Origin of the sequence: Prevotella sp. BV3P1 (assembly GCF_000479005.1) — a bacterium.
Classification (GTDB): Bacteria; Bacteroidota; Bacteroidia; order Bacteroidales; family Bacteroidaceae; genus Prevotella.
The window spans coordinates 98,595-119,228 of sequence record NZ_AWXC01000051.1 but is presented as its reverse complement, the minus strand read 5'-3'; the positions used below and the strand labels follow the sequence as shown (position 1 = coordinate 119,228).

The window sequence follows — 20,634 nt, the reverse complement described above, 5'->3', positions numbered from 1 at the left end:
CATTCAAATCACATAGACTTGATATGGGAATAAAAAGGAAAAAGCCTGAGCGAAAACCTAAGAATGTGGGTGAAGCTGTAGGCTTTCAAAATATCTTCAGTAACGAAAAAACAGATTTTCTCTTAGGAGCTATCCTATTGGTCATTGCAGTGTATGTCATCATTGCAATGGTTTCTTATTTTTATACAGGACAGGCAGACCAGAGTATACTCGAGGATTTGAGGCCAAGAGAATGGATGAATGCTGACCGAACCTTCTCTAATTATTGCGGAAGTATCGGTGCTATCATTGCTTATACATTGATTGCCGTCAACTTCGGCATTCCCGCATTTCTGATACCTCTTTTCATCATTTTGCTGGGACTTAGCTTGATGAAAGTCTACAAGATTAACCTATGGAAATGGTCTCTTGGCATGACGCTCGTCATGATATGGAGTTCTGTCACGCTTGCCAAGTTTGCAACACCGCTGATGGGTGAACTTGTGTTCAATCCTGGTGGTCGACATGGCATGTTCTGCGTACAACAATTAGAGAATTTAGTAGGTCCTCCCGGATTAACCGCCATCTTGTTGCTGGTGGCACTGGCGTTTTTAACCTATTTAAGTGCTGAAACAATAGAAGTGATTCGAAAGGCATTGAACCCCGTGAAGTACTTAACTCGTAAGATTCCATTCACGGTAACGAATCTCGCCCGTCATGATAACGCCGCTTCTGCGGTTAAGACAGAAGAGGAAGATGGAGTTCTAACCAGTGATGACACGTCATCTGATGATGCTGAAGACCCAACGCCAACAGTGGTAGATTTAACGGATGTGTCTAAATTTATCAGCACTCCAACGAAGAAATCCAACGGAAAGCCTGCTTCCACGCAGCCTTCAAGTGAAGATGAAGCGTCGCATCTGACGGTAGAAGTGGCTGCTGAAGATGAGAAAGCATCTGGCAAAACATTGACTGCAGAAGAGGTTTTCAAGACGCCTATTAATCCCAAAGAGCCTTTTTTAAAGTATAAATATCCCGGACTTGACTTGTTAAAGAAATACGAGAGCGACAACAAGCCACTAGTAGACATGGATGAAATCAAGGCTAATAATGCTCGTATCGTAGAAGTACTCAACAGTTTTGGTGTTTCAATCCGTGAGATTAAGGCCACGGTAGGCCCAACTATCACCCTATATGAGATTACACCAGCCGAGGGAGTACGTATCTCAAAAATCAGAAACCTGGAGGATGACATCGCTTTAAGCCTTGCAGCATTGGGAATACGCATCATCGCGCCCATCCCAGGAAAGGGTACCATTGGTATTGAGGTGCCCAACAAGAAGCCGACCATCGTATCCATGGAAAGCATCTTGAACTCTAAAAAGTTCCAAGAGTCAACCATGGAGCTGCCTTTAGCCATAGGAAAGACCATCACTAACGAGGTCTTTATGGTGGATTTGGCAAAGATTCCACATCTTTTGGTTGCTGGCGCAACGGGACAGGGTAAGTCTGTTGGACTGAATGCTATCATCACTTCACTACTCTACAAGAAGCATCCCAATGAATTGAAGATTGTCTTAATCGACCCAAAAAAGGTGGAATTCAGTGTTTACTCTCCTATTACAGACCACTTCATGGCATCAGCTCCAGACAATGATGATGAGCCTATCATCACCGATGTGACAAAAGTAGTTAGGACGCTTAATTCACTTTGCACCTTGATGGATCATCGCTACGACATGCTGAAGATAGCCGGAGCGAGGAATATCAAGGAGTATAACAAGAAATTCATCAATCACCAGCTAAACTTAACCAAAGGACATGAATACATGCCCTACATCGTTGTGGTGATTGATGAGTATGGTGATCTAATCATGACCGCAGGAAGAGAGGTTGAAGCCCCTATCACTCGCATCGCACAGTTGGCCCGTGCCGTGGGCATACACATGGTTATCGCCACTCAACGACCCACCGCCAACATCATTACTGGTAACATCAAGGCCAACTTCCCCGGCAGAATGGCCTTCAAGGTAAGTGCCATGATCGACTCGAGAACCATCCTTGACCGCCCTGGTGCCAACCAACTAGTGGGACGGGGTGACCTGCTTTTCCTCAATGGAAACGAGCCTGTTCGCGTTCAGTGTGCATTTGTTGACACGCCAGAGATTGAGAGAATCAATCAATTCATAGCCAGTCAGCCCGGTCCGGTGTTACCTTTGGAGTTGCCCGAGCCTGCTGTTGACGGTAAAACAGGTAACGGTGGTGCTGGAGGTGGCGACATACAAAGTCTTGATCCCTTCTTCGAAGAAGCTGCTCATGCCATCGTCACAAGTCAGATAGGCTCGACAAGTATGATACAAAGACGGTTCTCTATAGGGTACAACCGTGCGGGAAGGCTGATGGATCAGCTCGAAGCGGCCGGTATTGTTGGCTCTGCTCAAGGAAGCAAACCAAGGGATGTGCTGGTACAAGACGAAGCTTCACTCAACTCAATCATTGCTGCCATCCATTCAACATAAAAGAAATAATAAAATGAAAAGATATCTATTTTTAAACGTACAGAGAGTTATCCTATTCCTATTTGCTGTCACTTTATATACAAATGCAAACAGTCAAGGTAGTTCGCAGACCCGAAAAATACTGGACAGGACAGCACAAGTAGTTGGAAGAGCAGGTGGTGCGAGTGCCAACTTCACGATTTCAAGCGCGAAGATGGGAAAGACTTCCGGTACTATTGCCATCAAGGGCAACAAGTTTCATGCACGAACACCCCAAGCCATGGTGTGGTTTGACGGCAAAACACAGTGGAGTTACATGAAGAGCACCAACGAGGTGAACATCTCTAACCCGTCGCGTTCGCAGCAAATCTCCATGAATCCCTATACCTTCATCAACATGTATAAGGCGGGATATCGATTGAATCATCAAGTAAGGGGAAACAATTACGAAGTACACATGGTTGCCCAAAACAAGAACAATGGTATCCCTGAAATGTACATCTACATCAACAAGCGAACCTACAGTCCGTCACAAGTGAAGATTAAACAAGGGGGTAGCTGGACCGTCATCAACATCAGCAACTTCAAAGCCAAGAACCTTCCCAACAGCACTTTCGTATTTCGATCGAAAGACATGCCGTCTGCCGAGGTCATTGATTTGAGATAGCCACTGCAAAACTATCGAATAAGAAATCACTGATCAATATTTAACCACATGAACTCAATGCAACGATCACATCTGTTATCAGATTTCAAACAGCGAGTTGACTTGTTCAAGATGATTTGGCGTCATCGGAAACTGGCCGAAAAACGCAATTTAAGTTTTCAACAAAACAAGGCTGCCAAGTATGTCATGTGGGGAATGACCATTTTTGGATTCGTTTATCTTTGCTTCATCGCCATTCTTTTGTCTTTGGCAGCCAATGACAGCCGCTCCTACACCCCAGTTGAATTTGTCTGCGGAACAATTCCTTTCATCCTTGTGCTTGATTTTTTCTCCAGATTTGCGGTTCAAGAAATCCCCGCACAGCTCATCAAGCCCTACGTTCTGTTGCCCATTTCTAAGTATTCTTGCATTGACAATTTCATCGGAACAACACTTCTTTCCGGATACAATTTCTCCTGGTTCGCTTTTCTGGTTCCGTATATTTTGATGTCGGTCGTCTTCAGTTCTGGCGTTTGGGCTTCACTCGGCATATTGTTTTTCTTTTGGCTACTCATACTGGTCAATACACAATGGTATCATATTGCACGAACCTTAATCAATGACAGTGCACTTTGGTGGTTACTGGTGGGCATGGTTTATGCCATTATGGCCATGCCTTGGTATTTAGGCAAGCATGCCAGACTGGATTACCTGTTTGATTTTTATACCAACATAGGACGTTTCATCACAGACGGGAGCCCACTCCCCTACCTCGTCCCTGTGGCCTTATTGACTCTTCTTATCTCCATCAACCGGCACATTCAGTATTCACACATCCAGTCAGAATTGATGCATATAGAAAAAACGAACCTGCACCATGTCAATAAGCTTTCGTTTTTTGAACGGTTTGGACAAACAGGTCTTTACCTACAACTTGAGGTAAAAAACCTATTGCGCAACAAGAATCCCCGAAAAAGTTTCATTACCTCCGTCAGTGTGGTGTTCGTTTTCTCTGTCTTCCTCTCTTTTACAGACATCTACGACAGCGGTGCCATGGTTTCGTTCTTGGGTTGTTACAACTTTGTTGTCTTTGGTGCGGTGATGCTGACACGCATCATGTGCAATGAAGGCAACTACATAGATTGTCTCATGGTACACCAAGAAAACATTCTATTGCTCCTCAAAGCGAAATATATATTCTACTGCGCTATGTTGTTAGTACCCTTCCTGTTGATGATTCCAACAGTCGTTGTTGGCAAATGGTCATTGCTCATGCTCCTGGCTTATGCTGTGTTTACGGCTGGTTTGCAATATTTCATTCTCTTTCAAATGGCCGTCTACAACAAGCAAACCTTACCGCTCAACACCAAATACATAAGTAAAGCCGGAATGGAAAACAATTACAGACAACTGGCCGTCACCATGGGATGCCTCTTCGTACCCAGCATCCTCATTACTACATTGAATGGTTTCATGGGCGAACAACAGGTCTATGCATCCATGTTAGCTGTTGGCATAGTGTTCATCGCCACCAGTAAGCTTTGGCTTCGCAACATTTATAATAGGATGATGCGGAAGAAATACCAACTGCTGGAAGGCTTTCAAAGCTCACGATAACGCAGACACGCTCATTAAAAAGCTAGACTAAGATATCACTGCGGCCAGACCTCCTTCACTGGTTTCTTTATAAAGCGAAGGTAAATCGTGTCCTGTTCTTTTCATCACTCTCACAACCTTGTCAAACGACACACGATGCTTGCCGTCTGAAAATGAGGCATATAAGTTCGCGTCCAATGCCCGGGTTGCGGCAAAAGCGTTGCGCTCGATACACGGAATCTGAACCAAACCACATACTGGGTCGCAGGTCATGCCCAGATGATGTTCAAGTCCCATCTCGGCCGCATACTCTATTTGCATGTTACTGCCACCAAACAACTGGCATGCTGCCGCAGCAACCATAGCGCAAGCCACGCCCACCTCGCCCTGACATCCTACGTCAGCGCCAGAGATAGATGCATTGTGCTTCACGATGTTGCCAAACAGTCCGGCCGTGGCCATAGCGTGTAGGATGCGCGTATCACTGAATTCGTGTCCCTTGGCCAAATGATACAACACCGCTGGCATCACACCAGAGGCACCACAGGTAGGAGCTGTGACAATAGTTCCACCGGAAGCATTCTCCTCACTCACCGCGAGTGCGTATGCATATACAAGTCCACGCGTTTGCAAAGACCTCTTGTACCCTGTCGCCTTCACATAGAAGCTGGGCGCTTTTCGGCGAAGATTCAGGGGACCGGGCAGCACTCCTTCATGATTGATGCCACGTTCCACAGCCGCTTTCATCACGTTCCAACATTCCATGAGATAGTCCCAGATGTCATCACCTTCACACATGGCGACATATTCCCAGTAGCTTCGACCATTAGACTCACACCACTTCATAATGTCGTTCATGGTGTTCAGGTCGTATACATCTGGGGTGTCAAACAGATCATCATCGCCTTTTCCTTCTGACAAGGCACCGCCACCAACGCTATATACTACCCAGCTGCCCAACAGCTCCTGATGTTCACCAAAAGCCTTGAACTCCATTCCGTTGGGATGGAATGGAAGAAAAATCTTGGGCTTCCACACTATTTCCAACTTATGGTCCACGCCTACTACGTCGGTTATAGCAACATCAGTCATGTGCCCTTTGCCCGTTGCGGCCAAACTGCCATAGAGCGTCACTTCATAACTATGGGCATGAGGATACTTCTCCAAGAATATCTTAGAAGCCAATTGAGGTCCCATGGTATGACTGCTGGAGGGTCCCCTACCTATTTTATATAATTCTTTCAACGATTTCATAACTTCACGTTTGTTTTTGATCGACTTAAATCGATGATTTGTCTGCATCAACATACAATCTAGTACAAAGGTAGCTATTTTTCTAATGCTAGTTTGCTATTTTATGAATTTTTATTTATCTTCGCATGAATAAAGGTATAATATGGACATCAATTTGATTCTTCGCATAATGATAGCTGCCCTTTTAGGCGGTCTCATCGGTTTAGAACGCGAATACAGAGCCAAAGAAGCAGGTTTTCGCACGCACTTTCTCGTAGGCCTGGGCAGTGCACTCTTCATGGTGGTATCTCAGTACGGTTTTGAACACATTCTTGCCACACAGCCAAATGTATCTTTGGATCCTTCGCGTATTGCTTCACAAGTTGTATCGGGCATTGGTTTCATCGGTGCCGGCACTATTATTTTCCAAAAACAGGTCATCCGCGGACTCACAACAGCCGCCGGTTTATGGGCAACGGCTGCCATCGGTCTGGCATGCGGGGCTAGTATGTACGTCATTGCTGTGGCTTCAACAGTCATGGTGCTTGCCTGCTTGGAAACGTTGAATTATACGATGAAGCGTTTTGGCAACCGAAACATTAATCTAACATTTATTGCTTCTGACAAGCAACACATTCAAGAAATCCTGAATCATCTTGACCAAGAAAAGATAACTATCAACTCATACGAAATTCACCCTGAAAAATTTGGCACAGGAACAAGCTACAACGTCGAAATGGAAATAACCATCAAGCGAGCCAAAGCCAATAACCATATCTTGTCTTTAATTTCTCATTTTGAGGGAGTTACAGTAGAAAGTATCGAGTAAAACTTTTGCTTTAACTTGCATCCATTTATCAATCGATTTTCAAAGTCAATGGGGTTGGTTTCCAAAGTCTATGGGTTTGGTGTCTAAAGTCATAGAGATTGGCATCTAAAGTCATAGAGATTAGCATCTAAAGTCATAGAGATTGGACGACAAACTCAATGGGATTGAATCCGTTAAATGTGAAGTAGTCGGTGACTGACCAAAGGAGTTGCTGTGCGAAACGCCTCCGCATAACCCCTACCCACAAGGCGCAACAAATAGCTTTCACGCTATGGTCACCCGCACATGCGTTCGATGGATTTGTCATTCAGCGCATTCTCGATGAGTGGATAGCTGTAGTTTTTTGATTGATTAGGCACCAAAAAAGGTGCATCAACATCTTGACACACCTTTTTTTATTCACGCGTACAGTATATATATAATTCTTATCATTTCTTATTTAGCATAGGCCACGCTGCGTGTCTCGCGAATGACGGTGATTTTTACTTGACCGGGATAGGTCATCTCGTTTTGAATCTTGGTAGCAATATCATCTGACAACTTCAGTGTTTCGGCGTCATCCATCTGGTCAGCACCAACGATGACGCGAAGTTCGCGACCAGCCTGTATAGCATAAGTCTTTGTCACACCAGGATAACTCATGGCGATGGCCTCGAGGTCATTCAGTCGTTTGATATATGCTTCCACAATTTCGCGTCGTGCACCAGGGCGCGCACCCGAGATGGCATCACACACCTGGACAATGGGAGCCAGCAGGGTTTGCATCTCTACCTCATCATGGTGGGCTGCGATAGCATTGCAAATATCCGGTTTCTCCTTGTATTTTTCAGCTAACTTACCACCATACAGTGCGTGGGGCAGTTCACTCTCCTCATCAGGTACCTTACCGATGTCGTGTAAAAGTCCTGCACGCTTTGCTTTCTTAGGATTGAGCCCCAGCTCTGACGCCATCACCGCACAGAGATTAGCGGTTTCACGCGCATGCTGAAGGAGGTTCTGTCCATAGCTTGAACGATATTTCATCTTACCTACGATGCGCACCAATTCTGGGTGCAGACCATGAATACCTAAGTCTATCACGGTACGTTTGCCCGTTTCAATGATTTCGTTATCAAGCTGCTTCTTTACCTTTGCCACCACCTCTTCTATACGTGCGGGGTGGATACGTCCATCGGCAACGAGCTGGTGAAGAGCCAAACGGCAAACCTCTCGACGCACTGGATCGAACGCAGAGATAACGATGGCTTCGGGCGTGTCGTCTACAACGATTTCTACTCCCGTTGCAGCTTCCAAGGCACGGATGTTGCGTCCCTCGCGTCCAATGATGCGACCTTTCACCTCGTCGTTGTCAATGTGGAAGACGCTGACAGAATTTTCAATGGCCGTCTCTGTAGCTACGCGCTGGATGGTCTGTATGACAATCTTCTTAGCCTCTTGGTTCGCGTTGAGCTTAGCCTCGTCTATGATTTCATTGATGTAGCCAGCTGCATCTGTACGTGCCTCGTCTTTCAGGCTTTCTATCAATCTGCTTTTTGCTTCTTCTGCACTCAGTCCGGAGAGTTCTTCCAGCATGTTGCGCTCTTGTAGTTGCATTTTGTCAAGCTCAGCCTGTTTGATTTGCAACAATTTCTTTTCATTTTCGATGCGTTGTTGCTGATTATCCACCTCCTGTTTTCTACGTCCAAGTTCTTCCTGACGCTGGGTCAATCCAATTTCTCTTTGCTTGAGCTTGTTCTCGGTCTGTTGGATTTTTTGGTTGCGAAGTTGAACTTCTTTCTCCAACTCAGACTTTTTGTTCAAGAATTTCTCCTTGACCTCCAACAGTTTCTTTTCCTTAATAACTTCAGCCTCTTTGTCAGCGGCTGCTACCAATTCATTATATTTTCCCTTGACAACGTAACGGAAAATCGCATAGCCACCCAGTCCGCCAAGAATCAGCGCTACGATGGCAACAATTACTATACTCATTATTTTTAAATTTAAATTTCATTTATAATAACTACATAAATGAAAGAGGTCGGAAGTATCATGCGTAAGCGCGGCAATCTACACGTTGCACCATACATCTCCACCAAAAATCAGAACGGTATGGAAAGAAATAACTTCCTACTACGTAAGCGTGCGTGATGGAAGGGGTGAACTACTCCTTCAGCGCATCTTCAATTTCAGAAGTTAATTGAGATATGATTTGACTATATGGTGCCACATCATTGCGAGCCGACTCTTTCTCGTAACGCAATGCTATGTCTATCAATGCCATATAGAGTATATCCTTCTCGCTTCTCTTTGCCTTGAAAACAGAAGCGTAAGTATTCACAGTGTTGGTAATAAGCTTGGCTGCCTTACGATAATACTCTTCATCCTCCCGCATGACCGTGACGCTCATGTCGGTATCGTAAACATGCAATCTTATCTGTAGTTTATCTCTATTGTCTCCTGCCATCGCTCCGATTACTTTTCATTCAGTAGCGTGATACATTTATTAACATCTCTTATCAGCTTTGACAACCGTTTCTTGGCCACTTCGAGGTCAGTGGTGGAAATTTCAATCATCTTGGCCAGTTTGAGACTGTTGTAGTCTTTTTGCGCCTGATCTAACTTTGCCTCGAGCTGTTTTATCTTGGCATCGCGCTCATCAACCATGGCATACAGGCTGCTGTTCTCCTGTTTAGTTTCCTTGTACTGGAGAACCATCTGCCTCATGCGAGTAGTAAAGAGCGTTAGTGTCTTCTCATTAGCATCCATCGACATACAATTTGGTCACAAATTTAGCTTAATAAATTGACAATCACAAATTATCAGTAATTTTTTTATCCATTACTTTAATCTTTGCAGACATTGTCACTTTCGCTAACCAATCATCATGTTTGGTTTCATTGGTTGTTATTTTTGGTTCTCATTTCCTGGTTTCGGTTCTTTTTTAGCCAGCATAACTACCTGATGAATGAAATCGGTGGTCCACTTTTGTGAGAATCCCAGTCGTTTATCGTATTGCCGCACTGCAACGACAGCCTTGATGACGCCGGCATCCTTATAATCGTTTTTGTTGAAGATGTCGTTCACGGTCTTTTCTGTCATGGTATACAACGCACTCTTGAAAATGGATGGCATACGCAACTTAAACTTCATCAAGTTTCCCACGAGCATCATCAGCTCTTGGGTGAAACCCTGAAACTGAAGCAAGTATGGCTGCACATCTTCCAGCTTACGACAATTCTTACGAATACTCTGATCGATTTCTTTGAAAAAGATATCATCCGTATGATACATTTCTTTCAACATGTTTTTGCATCGTGCTTTCTCGCCCACTCCCAGCTTGTTGTTTACAGTGGGCACGCGCAGAGTGATTTTGAACGTCCGGAGATCCGGCAGCATCTTTAAGTTATTGATACCCAATTGGGCTGCAATAGCGGATTGAAAGTAAACCCTGATGAGCGTCATGTAGTCTTCCATCCCACCGGTAGTTTCTTTTCCATCTTTCTTTCCAAACAGTTTAGATAATAAATTTGCCATTATATTGTAAAATTAAATTCATTTTGTGACCACGAGATTTTTCTTAAATCTCTACAAAGGTATGACAAAACAATAAATATACAAAACAAAAGATACAAATTTAGCTGTAGCGCTTTCCTATTTCAATAATTATTTATACCTTTGTACACAACTTTTGAAAAAGTTCAACAAGTATGAATCTTGTGCCTTATTAGCAACCAAGGCTCCATAAAACATACGAATTGATTGTTCAAGTGATAGCCATAACAACTACAATCCTGTCACGATTGTCAGATAAATAACCAATTGGATTCAAAGAATGAAAGGAATCGTTTTAGCCGGTGGCTCCGGAACACGCCTTTATCCCATTACCAAAGGAATAAGCAAACAGCTCATTCCTATTTTTGACAAGCCCATGATTTATTACCCGGTATCAGTTTTGATGCTGGCCGGAATCAAAGAAATTCTCATCATTTCGACACCCTATGACCTACCAGGATTCAAGAGACTTCTTGGCGATGGTCATGAACTCGGTGTAGAGTTTTCATACGTTGAACAGCCAAGTCCTGACGGATTGGCACAAGCGTTCATCCTGGGTGAAGATTTTATTGGTAACGACTCCGCATGCCTTGTGCTGGGTGACAATATATTTTACGGAGCGGGATTCACCGCTATGCTGAAACAAAGCTTAGAAGATGCCGAACAAAGAAACAAAGCAACTGTTTTCGGCTACTATGTGAACGACCCTGAACGGTATGGCGTGGTGGAATTTGACGATCAAGGTAAATGCCTTAGCATTGAAGAAAAGCCCGCACATCCTAAAAGTAATTATGCTGTAGTGGGACTGTACTTCTACCCAAACTCCGTGATTGACATTGCAAAGAAAATCAAGCCAAGCGAACGAGGAGAACTGGAAATCACGACTGTCAACCAAACATTCCTTGAACGACAACAACTACAAGTTAAGACTCTGCAACGTGGCTTCGCATGGTTAGACACCGGAACACACGACAGTCTTTCGGAGGCAAGCACCTTTATTGAGGTGATTGAAAAAAGACAGGGATTGAAAGTCGCCTGCCTGGAAGAAATCGCTTTCAAGCAAGGATGGATTGACGCCAAACAACTTAAGAAACTAGCAGAACCCATGTTGAAAAACAATTATGGAAAATACTTGGCAGACATCGCCAACAGAACCATTTAAGAAAATGGCTGGAAAAGAACAAACAGGAAAAAGAATTTATATTATAGCATAAAATGGAAGAAGAGATAAAGAATCAAAAATTGGAGAACGTAGAAGGACAAGAGGAAAATTCATTCTTCAATTTACAGACCATCATGCAGGCAATCATCCTCAATTGGAAGTGGTTCGTGCTGTCGCTCATCATCTGTCTGGGAGCGGCAGCCATCTATCTGCGATACACACCACGCATCTATCAGTCGTTCGCCAAACTGCTAATTAAAGAGGAAGATAATAGAAGAGGAAGAAACTCATTGCTCTACTCTTCGAACTTGGGCATGATGTCAAACTCAACAGGCATAGAAAACGAGATGGAAATTCTCTCTTCCCTGAAGCTGGCAGAACAAACGGTGAAAGACCTGAAACTCTATGTAAAGTATACCACCGAGGGAAGGGTGAGAGACATGATTATCTATAAGAATCAGCCCATCAGCGTAGACCTTGATCCTGCACATCTTGAAAAGCTACAGTCACCCATCTCGATGACTATCCAGAGAATAGGCAACTCATACCAGGTAACGGGAAGCTACGAAACCTCTGTCGAGGGAAAGGGTTGGCAAACCTTTAACATCGACAAGAAGATTAGCCAACTGCCATCCACAATAGTCACCAAAGCCGGCATCCTATCGTTCATGAACGAAAGTGCTGGCTCCATGAAAGACGGACAATCATTCAAGGTATCCATACTTCCACCCAAAAGTGTTGCCGCAGGATACAGAGGCGCTTTCTCCGTAGCGCAGAACGATAAATCTACATCCATCGCCCTTTTGGGTGTCAAGGATGAAGTACCAACTCGCGCCATTGATTATTTAAAACAATTGGTCATCTGCTACAACCGACAGGCCAACATGGACAAGAACGAGGTAGCACGCAATACAGAAGCCTTCATTAACAGCCGTCTGGAAAAGATCAGTGAAGAATTGGGAGCTACTGAAGGACAGCTGGAAAGCTATAAGAAACGTAACAGAATGGTAGACCAAACGATGAATGCCGGTCAAGCCATGCAAAACGCAAACGAGTACGACCAGAAGCTAGCAGAAGCCAACACACAGGTAGCCCTGCTCAACAGTGTACAAGAAAGCATGTCGCAGCCCAGCAACCAATACCAAACGCTCCCTGCCAACGTAGGCATTTCAGACGCTACAGTGAACGGCTTGATTAGTAAGTACAATGAAATTGCATTGGAAAGAAAGAGACTCCTTCGCAGTGCTTCCGAGACCTCACCAACGGTTACACCCCTTACTTCTCAATTGGATGATTTGAACAACAGCATCCATCGTGCCATGGCTCAAGCCAAGAAGGGACTTCAAATTCAGCGCAATAATGTTGCTTCGCAATACGGCAAGTACCAGGGACAGCTCACTGCCAGTCCGGAGCAGGAAAGAATGCTTACACAGATTGGACGACAGCAAGATGTTAAGTCAGGACTCTATTTGATGTTATTACAGAAGCGAGAAGAGAACTCTATCTCGCTTGCTGCAACTGCCGACAAAGGCATATTGATAGACGAGCCCGCCAACGGTGGACAAGTAAGTCCTAACAGACAACTCATCTTCCTCATCGCCTTGCTCTTGGGACTTGGTATACCTGCACTTATCTTGTTCTTGATTAACTTCTTCCGCTATAGGATTGAAGGACACGACGATGTTGCCAAACTCACCACGCTTCCCATCTTGGCCGATGTCGCTGTTGCCAGTGATACAGCCAAGACAAAAGCTGACATTGTTGTTCATGAAAACCAGAACAACCAGATGGAAGAAATCTTCCGGAGCATGCGAACCAATCTCCAGTTTATGCTGAAAGAAAACCAGAAAGTCATCCTCTTCACATCGAGTACCTCTGGCGAAGGAAAGACATTCAACGCCTCCAACCTGGCTGTCAGCTTCGCACTACTTGGCAAAAAAGTGATTATCGTGGGACTGGATATCCGCAAACCACGCTTGGCCGAACTCTTTGAAATAAATGACCATCATCATGGCATTACTATGTTGTTGACCAAGGAACAGCCTAACTGGGAAGAAATCCAGAGCCAAATTTTGCCATCGGGCGTGAATAACAACCTGGATCTTCTCATGTCTGGACCCATTCCTCCAAATCCTGCCGAATTAATTGCGCGCCCATCACTCGACGTCATCATCAACATTTTAAAAGAAAAATACGAATATATTCTCATTGACTCAGCTCCAGTTGGACTCGTCACCGACACGTTGCAAATAGGACGTGTGGCAGATGCCACGGTTTACATGTGTCGAGCTGATTATACGCCCAAAGAAAGCTTCGGGCTCATCAACAGCTTGGCAAACGAAAAGAAAATTCCTAACATGTCCATCGTTATCAATGGTATCGACATGTCCAAAAAGAAGTATGGCTATTATTATGGATATGGCAGATACGGAAAGTATGGAAGGTATGGACGATACGGCGGAAAATATGGGAAATACGGTTCGTACGGTCACTACGGCAATTACGGTTCTTACGGCAATTATGCCAACAGCCACTATGGAGACAAGAACGACACGTCCATCAAGCGTTAATGCGCTTGGTGACGTGCCAACACCATTTTTATATTCGCCACCATTCAAATTTAACTGATTTCAAATAGATGACAATAGCTGTTGATTTTGACGGAACCATCGTAGAACATAAGTACCCCGCGATAGGACAAGAGATACCTTTCGCTACCGAAACACTCAAAATGCTCATCAAAGAGCATCACAGACTCATCTTATGGAGCGTGCGAGAGGGAAAACTCCTGCAAGAGGCTGTAGATTGGTGTAACGAACGCGGGGTAGAGTTTTGGACTGTCAACAAGGACTATCCAGAAGAGGAAGGTACCTCCAACAACAACCACTTCTCCAGAAAGATTAAGGCCGACCTTTTCATCGATGATCGCAACATTGGCGGGTTGCCCGACTGGGGACAAATATATCACATGATACACGAGCATAAATCAACCAAAGACTTGATTCGTGAAGCCTACTTGCGAGGACAAACTGCCGAAGAGGCCAAACCCAAAAAGCGTTGGTGGAAATGGTGAGTTGTGCTGCCAAACAACCTGTCTACGAATTGACCAAATAACCTTATCATTCGCTTCGGTTAGTCATTTTTTTCTACTAACTTTGCACAAATGAGGGATAAACATGAAAAGATATATTACGGGGTGCCTCATTGCACTTTGTTGCAGTACAAGCATCATGGCCAAGAGCAAAACGATTGATCTTCGCATCATCCAAACCAGTGATGTCCACGGTAGTTTCTTCCCTTACGACTTCATCAATCGCAGACCAAAGGCAGGTAGTCTTGCCCGAGTGATGACCTATGTTGACTCACTGCGGGCAAAATATGGGAAGAATCTCATTCTACTGGACAACGGCGACATATTACAAGATCAGCCAATCTGCTATTACAGCAACTATGTCAACACGCAAGGTCCCAACATCGCAGCATCTGTTATCAACTACATGCGGTATGACGCACAGACCATAGGCAACCATGACATCGAAACTGGGCATGCCGTGTACGACAAGTGGATTCGTGAAGTGTCGTGTCCTACCCTCGGAGCCAACATTGTCAATACCCAAACTCAACATCCATACGTTCATCCATACACCATTCTTGAGCGGGATGGTGTCAAGATTGCAGTTATGGGCATGCTCACGCCAGCTATTCCCAACTGGCTTCAAGAAAAGCTATGGAGTGGACTTCGGTTTGAAAACATGGTGCAATCGGCACGCCACTGGATGAACGTTTTACAAACAACCGAACACCCCGACATCGTCATTGGTTTGTTTCATTCGGGCAAACAGGGTGGCATTACCACCCCAACCTACGAGGAAGACGCCTCCTTGCGCGTGGCAAAAGAGGTTCTTGGCTTCGATTTGATACTCTTTGGACATGATCACACCCCTCACAGCAGCACCATTCTCAACAGCAAACGCCAACCTGTTGTCTGTCTCAATCCTGGTTGTAACGCCATCAACGTAACCGACAGCGAAATTAGGATTACGCTGAATGAGCATATACGAAAAGGAAAGAAAACTCATGTCGTATTGCGCAAGCAGGTCAATGGACGCGTAGTGGACATTAGAAATGAGCAGATTGACCAAAAATTCATGGCGCATTTTCAAGACGACATCAAGGCCGTCAACGCCTTTGTCAATAGGAAGATTGGCTCATTTCAACACACTATTTACAGTCGTGATTGCTACTTTGGCAGTTCAGCCTTTACGGATTTGATTCACAACCTACAGTTGACGGTTACTGGAGCCGATATCTCGTTCAACGCACCCCTTGCTTTTGATGCCCAAATCAAGGCAGGCGACGTGTTTGTAAGTGACCTTTTCAACCTCTACAAATACGAAAACAATATCTATGTGCTCAAGATGACAGGCGAAGAGATTCGCAACTACCTGGAAATGAGCTACGATTTATGGGTCAACACCATGACCTCTCCCGGCGACCACATCCTCCTCATCGACGACAAGACCAAGGATGACCAACAGCGTTATGGGTTCAAAAAACTTACATTCAATTTCGACAGCGCCGCCGGCATCGACTATGAAGTTGATGTCACCAAGCCAAAAGGGCACAAAGTAAACATCTTGAGAATGAGCGACGGTACGCCATTCAGCCTCAAGAAGACGTATAAGGTTGCCATGAACAGTTACAGAGGCAACGGCGGTGGTGAACTCTTGACGCGTGGAGCGGGCATCTCCATGACCGAATTGAAACAACGTATTGTGTTCGAGAGCAAACACGATCAGCGTTATTACCTCATGAAATGGATTGAAAAATGTGGAGAAATAAATCCCAAACCCAACAACAATTGGAAGTTTGTACCCGCAGCGTGGATTATACCTGCATTGAAACGAGATAAAATGCTTATCTTTGGACAACCACAAAGAGAGGAAGATGAGAAATGAAAAACCTGTTTTTTATTTTTTGTAAAACAGACATCGTACTCGAAAAACAAGCAAACGGTCAATATACCATACCGCTTGCCGATGAACCACCGATACCCACAAAGCCCTGGACACACATCATGAATGTGGCAAACCTGGCAGACGGCACTCCTGTTCGGGCATTTCGAATAGATGAACCCATCACCGACAGTCAGCAATATGAGATGTGTGGCCTGCGCGCTTCGTTCTACAAGCTGCCCCACGACTTATATTTAATGGCGGGAAAGTGCCACGAGCTGCTTTATTGGGACTTCAACACCAAGTTTTGCGGCGTATGCGGTGGCCCGATGCAGACGCACACCGCCATTTCAAAACGATGCACCCAGTGTGGAAAAGAAGTGTGGCCACAGTTGGCCACAGCCGTCATCGTGCTGATACACCGTGGAGATGAAGTGCTTTTGGTTCATGCAAAAAACTTCAAATCCGACTTTTATGGTCTGGTGGCGGGATTCGTCGAAACTGGCGAAACGCTGGAAGAAGCCGTTCACCGAGAGGTCATGGAAGAAACGGGTATCAAAATCAAGAACGTTACTTATTTCGGTTCGCAGCCTTGGCCCTACCCCTCCGGCTTGATGGTGGGGTTCAATGCCGATTATGTAAGCGGTGAGGTACGGTTGCAGCAATCAGAATTAAGCAAGGGGGATTGGTTCTCCAAAAACAATCTTCCCACCATTCCGGAGAAGCTCTCCATTGCCAGAATGCTCATAGACGCCTGGCTGAAGAAAGAAAAACAATAACCACATATTAAGAATCATCAAACCATATCTCATGAAACCATTCACAAAACTGCTTGGATTTGAGGCCAAGAGCATGAAAATGAAAACCGAATTGATTGCCGGTGCAACCACTTTTTTGACAATGAGTTACATCCTCGCCGTCAATCCCGCCATTCTCTCGAGCACGGGAATGGATAAGGGTGCGCTCTTCACGGCCACGGCTTTGTCTGCCGCCATAGCCACCTTGCTGCTGGCCTTCATGGCCAAACTGCCCTTTGCACAGGCGCCCAGCATGGGACTGAACGCCTTTTTTGCCTACACGCTCTGTCAGGCTATGGGCTATTCATGGGAACAATCCCTGGCCATCATGCTCATCGAGGGTCTCGTGTTTCTTCTCATTACATTTTTCAATGTCCGCGAATTGATTCTCGACAGCATACCCAAGAACCTGCGGTACGCCATCTCTGCGGGCATTGGCATGTTCATTGCGTTTATCGGCCTTAAGAATGCGGGCATCATCGTGGCCAAAGAAGGCACGTTTGTGGGCCTGGGTGCCTTCACCCCCGAGTCGACATTGGGCATCATCGCCATTCTGCTGAGTGGCATCCTGATGGCGCGCAACGTCAAAGGCTCGCTGTTCTATGGCATCATTGCCGCCACGCTCATTGGCATTCCCATGGGTGTCACCATGATTCCTGATGGCTGGCTGCCGGTTTCCGCACCACAGGACATTTCACCCGTTTTCTGTCATTTCGATTTCAACGGGTTCTTCAACATTAAAACCCTATTAGTGATTTTCTCGTTGCTCATTGTCAATATCTTCGACACCATTGGCACCTTGGTCGGTTTGGCAGAGAAAACGGGCATCGTACAACCCGATGGTTCCATTCCAAGAGTGAAAGAAGCCATGATGAGCGATGCCATTGGTACCACCTGTGGTGCCATGCTCGGGTCTTCCACCATCACCACCTACATTGAAAGTGCATCGGGTATTGCGGAAGGTGGCCGAAGCGGCGTGACCTCAGCATTCGTGGGCATTCTGTTTCTGCTTTCCCTCTTTGTATCGCCCATCTTTCTCCTCATCCCCAGCGCTGCAACCAGCGGCGCGTTGGTGTTGGTAGGTGTGCTGATGCTGGATTCGGTAAAAAAGCTCGACTTGAGTGACGTCAGCGAGTCATTCCCCGCCTTCATCACCATGATTACCATGGTGCTTTGTTATTCTATTGCCGACGGCATCTGCCTTGGCATCTTGAGCTATGTGATTTTGAAGTTGTGTGTTGGCCGTTGGAAACAACTCAACATCACACTCGTAACGTTGGCCATTCTGTTCATCATTAACTTCGTTTTCAATTAACATGAAACATATCAGTTGGGGATTCATAGGATGTGGCGAAGTCACCGAATTGAAATCGGGGCCCGCCTTTAATGAGGTTGAAGGGTCGCATGTAGAAGCTGTATACAGTAGGAGCAAGGAAAAAGTGCAATCGTACGCCGAGCGTCACCACATCAAGAAATGGTATACCGATGCGCAGCAGCTCATCGATGACCCTGAGGTGAACGCCATTTACATTGCTACCCCACCCTCCAGCCATGCCACCTACGCCATCATGGCCATGAAGGCGGGCAAACCTGTGTACATAGAAAAGCCCTTGGCGGCCAGTTATGAAGACTGTGCGCGCATCAACAGAGTGAGCCAGCAGACGGGGGTTCCCTGCTTTGTAGCCTACTACAGAAGATACTTACCCTATTTTCAGAAGGTGAAAAGCATCCTGGACAGTGGAACCATCGGCACGGTAACCAACGTGCAGGTGCGTTTTTCTGTTCCTCCTCGGGATCTGGACTACAGCGGCAGCCGTCATCTTCCATGGCGACTGCAACCCGACATCGCTGGCGGTGGCTACTTTTATGACCTGGCACCTCACCAACTTGACTTGCTGCAAGAATTCTTTGGCGTGATTACTCGGGCGCATGGCTATTGCGCCAACCGGGCACACCTATACTCGGCCGAGGACACAATCAGTGCCTGTTTCCTGTTTGAGAATGGACTTCCAGGAAGCGGGTCTTGGTGCTTCGTGGGGCATCAAAGTGCGAAGGAAGACAGCATCGACGTGGTTGGCGAGCAAGGCTCACTGTCGTTTTCGGTTTACAACTATCATCCCATTCAATTAATCACCTCTGACGGCATCCGAAACATCACGGTTCCAAACCCATCGTACGTTCAGCTACCCATCATCAAAGCGGTCACCGAAGACCTACAAGGCATCGGTGTCTGCACCTGCACGAGCGTCAGTGCCACGCCAGTGAACTGGGTGATGGACAGAATATTGGGTAAATTTTAACCGCATACCTATTTTGATGCTACACTACAAACGATACACACTACTGCTGCTGGTCGTATTTTCGACCCACATGCTGGCTGATACCATCCCCGAGAGAAAAGGTTTTTTCAAGAAACTAACTCAAGGGGCGGTCAGGTTTGTGGAGAGTTTTTCGGACGTAGACACCAATTATGTCGAGCCACAGCATTACAATTATACCGTGATGCTGCAAAACACCAACACATACGAGGGCTATCGCTTGCGTAATCGCAAAGGACAATCTGTCACCTTAGCACCCCAACCGAGCATCAAAGTAGGTCCTTTCGTTGGCTACAGGTGGATTTTTCTGGGTTATACGTTCGATCTCAAACACTACGACAAGAATAAGAATCGCCAAGAAATAGACCTTAGCCTCTATTCTTCACGCCTCACCGTAGACTTGTTTTATCGTAAAACGGGCAACTTATATACCATCAGAAGCCTGTATATTGATGATAAGATCGATACAAAACCCCTTGAGAAGCAACCGTTTAATGGGTTCAAGTCGAGCATCAAAGGCTTCAATCTCTACTACATTTTCAATCACCGCAAATTCTCTTACCCAGCAGCTTTCAGTCAATCTACCGTGCAACGAAGAAGTTATGGGTCGCCTATGGTGGGCATTGGCTATACCAAGCACAAGATGAGCATCGACCTGTCTGGACTCAATCATCTGGTCACATCGGTGCTAAAACCAGGGGAAAAGGGCAAAACGGAAGAAGAAACTCGTCTGACATTTGGTAATTATCACTACTCCGACTTCTCGGTTTCCGGCGGATATGCTTACAACTGGGTATTTGCCCACAACTGGCTGTTCGCCTCGTCCCTATGCTTAGGGCTGGCGTACAAGCACAGCGTGGGTGACATTCTGAATGAACAAACGACTACCCATGATTATAATCTGAAGAATTTCAACGTCGATGCAGTAGGCCGGCTTGGCGTAGTGTGGAACAATACGCGCTACTATGTGGGTTCAAGCGCCATCTTCCACGCATACAACTATCAGAAAGGCCAATTTTCAACAAGTACCATTTTCGGCAACTTCAACATCTATATAGGATTCAATTTTGGAAAAATAAAACAAAAATAA

Annotated in this window: 17 protein-coding genes; 12 read left to right on the top strand and 5 right to left on the bottom strand. The window is 45.5% G+C overall.

From position 1 onward, the window contains the following. Nucleotides 1-29 precede the first annotated feature (29 nt). From HMPREF1254_RS09695 to HMPREF1254_RS09685, 3 genes are read left to right on the top strand one after another with little or no spacing between them, the layout of a single operon-like run. Complete coding sequence (locus HMPREF1254_RS09695; protein WP_036891223.1) at nt 30-2,498, top strand: FtsK/SpoIIIE family DNA translocase; 2,469 nt, start codon at nt 30-32, stop codon at nt 2,496-2,498. Between the two features lie 13 nt (nt 2,499-2,511). Then, complete coding sequence (locus HMPREF1254_RS09690) at nt 2,512-3,144, top strand: LolA-like putative outer membrane lipoprotein chaperone (protein ID WP_036878948.1); 633 nt, start codon at nt 2,512-2,514, stop codon at nt 3,142-3,144. Between the two features lie 57 nt (nt 3,145-3,201). Then, the gene (locus tag HMPREF1254_RS09685) at nt 3,202-4,740 is read left to right on the top strand and encodes a DUF5687 family protein (protein WP_023058413.1); all 1,539 of its coding nucleotides are present in this window, start codon (nt 3,202-3,204) and stop codon (nt 4,738-4,740) included. A 27-nt stretch (nt 4,741-4,767) separates the two neighbouring features. Here the strand turns inward: HMPREF1254_RS09685 and HMPREF1254_RS09680 are convergent, their stop codons facing one another. Next, nucleotides 4,768-5,973: an L-serine ammonia-lyase gene (locus HMPREF1254_RS09680; RefSeq protein WP_023058478.1), complete on the bottom strand. Its 1,206-nt coding sequence runs from the start codon at nt 5,971-5,973 to the stop codon at nt 4,768-4,770. 142 nt (nt 5,974-6,115) lie between these two features. On the opposite strand from HMPREF1254_RS09680, the gene HMPREF1254_RS09675 reads away from it, so the two are divergent. Beyond that, nucleotides 6,116-6,781: an MgtC/SapB family protein gene (locus HMPREF1254_RS09675; RefSeq protein WP_023058432.1), complete on the top strand. Its 666-nt coding sequence runs from the start codon at nt 6,116-6,118 to the stop codon at nt 6,779-6,781. 435 nt (nt 6,782-7,216) lie between these two features. On the opposite strand, the gene rny is transcribed toward HMPREF1254_RS09675, so the two are convergent. The 4 genes from rny to HMPREF1254_RS09655 all read right to left on the bottom strand — a co-directional run bounded on the left by rny (nt 7,217) and on the right by HMPREF1254_RS09655 (nt 10,294). Further along, entirely contained in the window at nt 7,217-8,749 is a 1,533-nt protein-coding gene (rny, locus tag HMPREF1254_RS09670; protein ID WP_023058456.1) for a ribonuclease Y, read from the bottom strand. Nucleotides 8,750-8,921: 172 nt separating this feature from the next. After that, nucleotides 8,922-9,224: a cell division protein ZapA gene (locus tag HMPREF1254_RS09665; RefSeq protein WP_023058501.1), complete on the bottom strand. Its 303-nt coding sequence runs from the start codon at nt 9,222-9,224 to the stop codon at nt 8,922-8,924. Nucleotides 9,225-9,232: 8 nt separating this feature from the next. Then, entirely contained in the window at nt 9,233-9,526 is a 294-nt protein-coding gene (locus HMPREF1254_RS09660) for a hypothetical protein (RefSeq protein ID WP_036872006.1), read from the bottom strand. Between the two features lie 138 nt (nt 9,527-9,664). Continuing rightward, on the bottom strand, nt 9,665-10,294 hold the full coding sequence (locus tag HMPREF1254_RS09655) for a hypothetical protein (protein WP_023058409.1): 630 nt from the start codon (nt 10,292-10,294) through the stop codon (nt 9,665-9,667). A 298-nt stretch (nt 10,295-10,592) separates the two neighbouring features. On the opposite strand from HMPREF1254_RS09655, the gene rfbA reads away from it, so the two are divergent. The 8 genes from rfbA (at nt 10,593) to HMPREF1254_RS09615 (ending at nt 20,634) form a co-directional block, all read left to right on the top strand. Continuing rightward, on the top strand, nt 10,593-11,474 hold the full coding sequence (rfbA, locus tag HMPREF1254_RS09650; protein ID WP_023058488.1) for a glucose-1-phosphate thymidylyltransferase RfbA: 882 nt from the start codon (nt 10,593-10,595) through the stop codon (nt 11,472-11,474). 53 nt (nt 11,475-11,527) lie between these two features. Further along, the gene (locus HMPREF1254_RS09645; RefSeq protein ID WP_023058431.1) at nt 11,528-14,044 is read left to right on the top strand and encodes a GumC family protein; all 2,517 of its coding nucleotides are present in this window, start codon (nt 11,528-11,530) and stop codon (nt 14,042-14,044) included. 68 nt (nt 14,045-14,112) lie between these two features. Continuing rightward, nucleotides 14,113-14,547 carry a BT0820 family HAD-type phosphatase gene (locus HMPREF1254_RS09640; RefSeq protein WP_023058502.1) on the top strand — a complete coding sequence of 145 codons (435 nt, stop codon included), beginning with the start codon at nt 14,113-14,115 and terminating at the stop codon, nt 14,545-14,547. Between the two features lie 103 nt (nt 14,548-14,650). After that, nucleotides 14,651-16,432, top strand: coding sequence for a bifunctional metallophosphatase/5'-nucleotidase (locus HMPREF1254_RS09635; protein ID WP_036891218.1), 1,782 nt, complete (start codon nt 14,651-14,653; stop codon nt 16,430-16,432). Next, a complete protein-coding gene (gene nudC / locus HMPREF1254_RS09630) occupies nt 16,429-17,208 on the top strand; it encodes an NAD(+) diphosphatase (protein WP_023058457.1) in 780 nt (259 codons plus the stop codon). The genes HMPREF1254_RS09635 and nudC overlap by 4 nt, the downstream gene beginning before the upstream one ends. A 31-nt stretch (nt 17,209-17,239) precedes the next feature. Continuing rightward, nucleotides 17,240-18,541, top strand: a complete 1,302-nt coding sequence (locus HMPREF1254_RS09625; RefSeq protein WP_023058434.1) for an NCS2 family permease — start codon at nt 17,240-17,242, stop codon at nt 18,539-18,541. 1 nt (nt 18,542) lies between these two features. After that, on the top strand, nt 18,543-19,526 hold the full coding sequence (locus HMPREF1254_RS09620; protein WP_023058443.1) for a Gfo/Idh/MocA family protein: 984 nt from the start codon (nt 18,543-18,545) through the stop codon (nt 19,524-19,526). A 16-nt stretch (nt 19,527-19,542) separates the two neighbouring features. Then, on the top strand, nt 19,543-20,634 hold the full coding sequence (locus HMPREF1254_RS09615) for a DUF4421 domain-containing protein (RefSeq protein ID WP_231385845.1): 1,092 nt from the start codon (nt 19,543-19,545) through the stop codon (nt 20,632-20,634).

Bases quoted from the DNA above. Each gene is read 5' to 3' on its own strand.
- rny (WP_023058456.1), bottom strand. From the start codon at position 8,749: ATGAGTATAGTAATTGTTGCCATCGTAGCGCTGATTCTTGGCGGACTG.
- HMPREF1254_RS09655 (WP_023058409.1), bottom strand. From the start codon at position 10,294: ATGGCAAATTTATTATCTAAACTGTTTGGAAAGAAAGATGGAAAAGAA.
- HMPREF1254_RS09660 (WP_036872006.1), bottom strand. From the start codon at position 9,526: ATGGATGCTAATGAGAAGACACTAACGCTCTTTACTACTCGCATGAGG.
- HMPREF1254_RS09690 (WP_036878948.1), top strand. From the start codon at position 2,512: ATGAAAAGATATCTATTTTTAAACGTACAGAGAGTTATCCTATTCCTA.
- HMPREF1254_RS09675 (WP_023058432.1), top strand. From the start codon at position 6,116: ATGGACATCAATTTGATTCTTCGCATAATGATAGCTGCCCTTTTAGGC.
- nudC (WP_023058457.1), top strand. From the start codon at position 16,429: ATGAAAAACCTGTTTTTTATTTTTTGTAAAACAGACATCGTACTCGAA.
- HMPREF1254_RS09685 (WP_023058413.1), top strand. From the start codon at position 3,202: ATGCAACGATCACATCTGTTATCAGATTTCAAACAGCGAGTTGACTTG.
- HMPREF1254_RS09635 (WP_036891218.1), top strand. From the start codon at position 14,651: ATGAAAAGATATATTACGGGGTGCCTCATTGCACTTTGTTGCAGTACA.
- HMPREF1254_RS09665 (WP_023058501.1), bottom strand. From the start codon at position 9,224: ATGGCAGGAGACAATAGAGATAAACTACAGATAAGATTGCATGTTTAC.
- HMPREF1254_RS09645 (WP_023058431.1), top strand. From the start codon at position 11,528: ATGGAAGAAGAGATAAAGAATCAAAAATTGGAGAACGTAGAAGGACAA.
- HMPREF1254_RS09615 (WP_231385845.1), top strand. From the start codon at position 19,543: ATGCTACACTACAAACGATACACACTACTGCTGCTGGTCGTATTTTCG.
- HMPREF1254_RS09680 (WP_023058478.1), bottom strand. From the start codon at position 5,973: ATGAAATCGTTGAAAGAATTATATAAAATAGGTAGGGGACCCTCCAGC.
- HMPREF1254_RS09620 (WP_023058443.1), top strand. From the start codon at position 18,543: ATGAAACATATCAGTTGGGGATTCATAGGATGTGGCGAAGTCACCGAA.
- HMPREF1254_RS09640 (WP_023058502.1), top strand. From the start codon at position 14,113: ATGACAATAGCTGTTGATTTTGACGGAACCATCGTAGAACATAAGTAC.
- rfbA (WP_023058488.1), top strand. From the start codon at position 10,593: ATGAAAGGAATCGTTTTAGCCGGTGGCTCCGGAACACGCCTTTATCCC.
- HMPREF1254_RS09625 (WP_023058434.1), top strand. From the start codon at position 17,240: ATGAAACCATTCACAAAACTGCTTGGATTTGAGGCCAAGAGCATGAAA.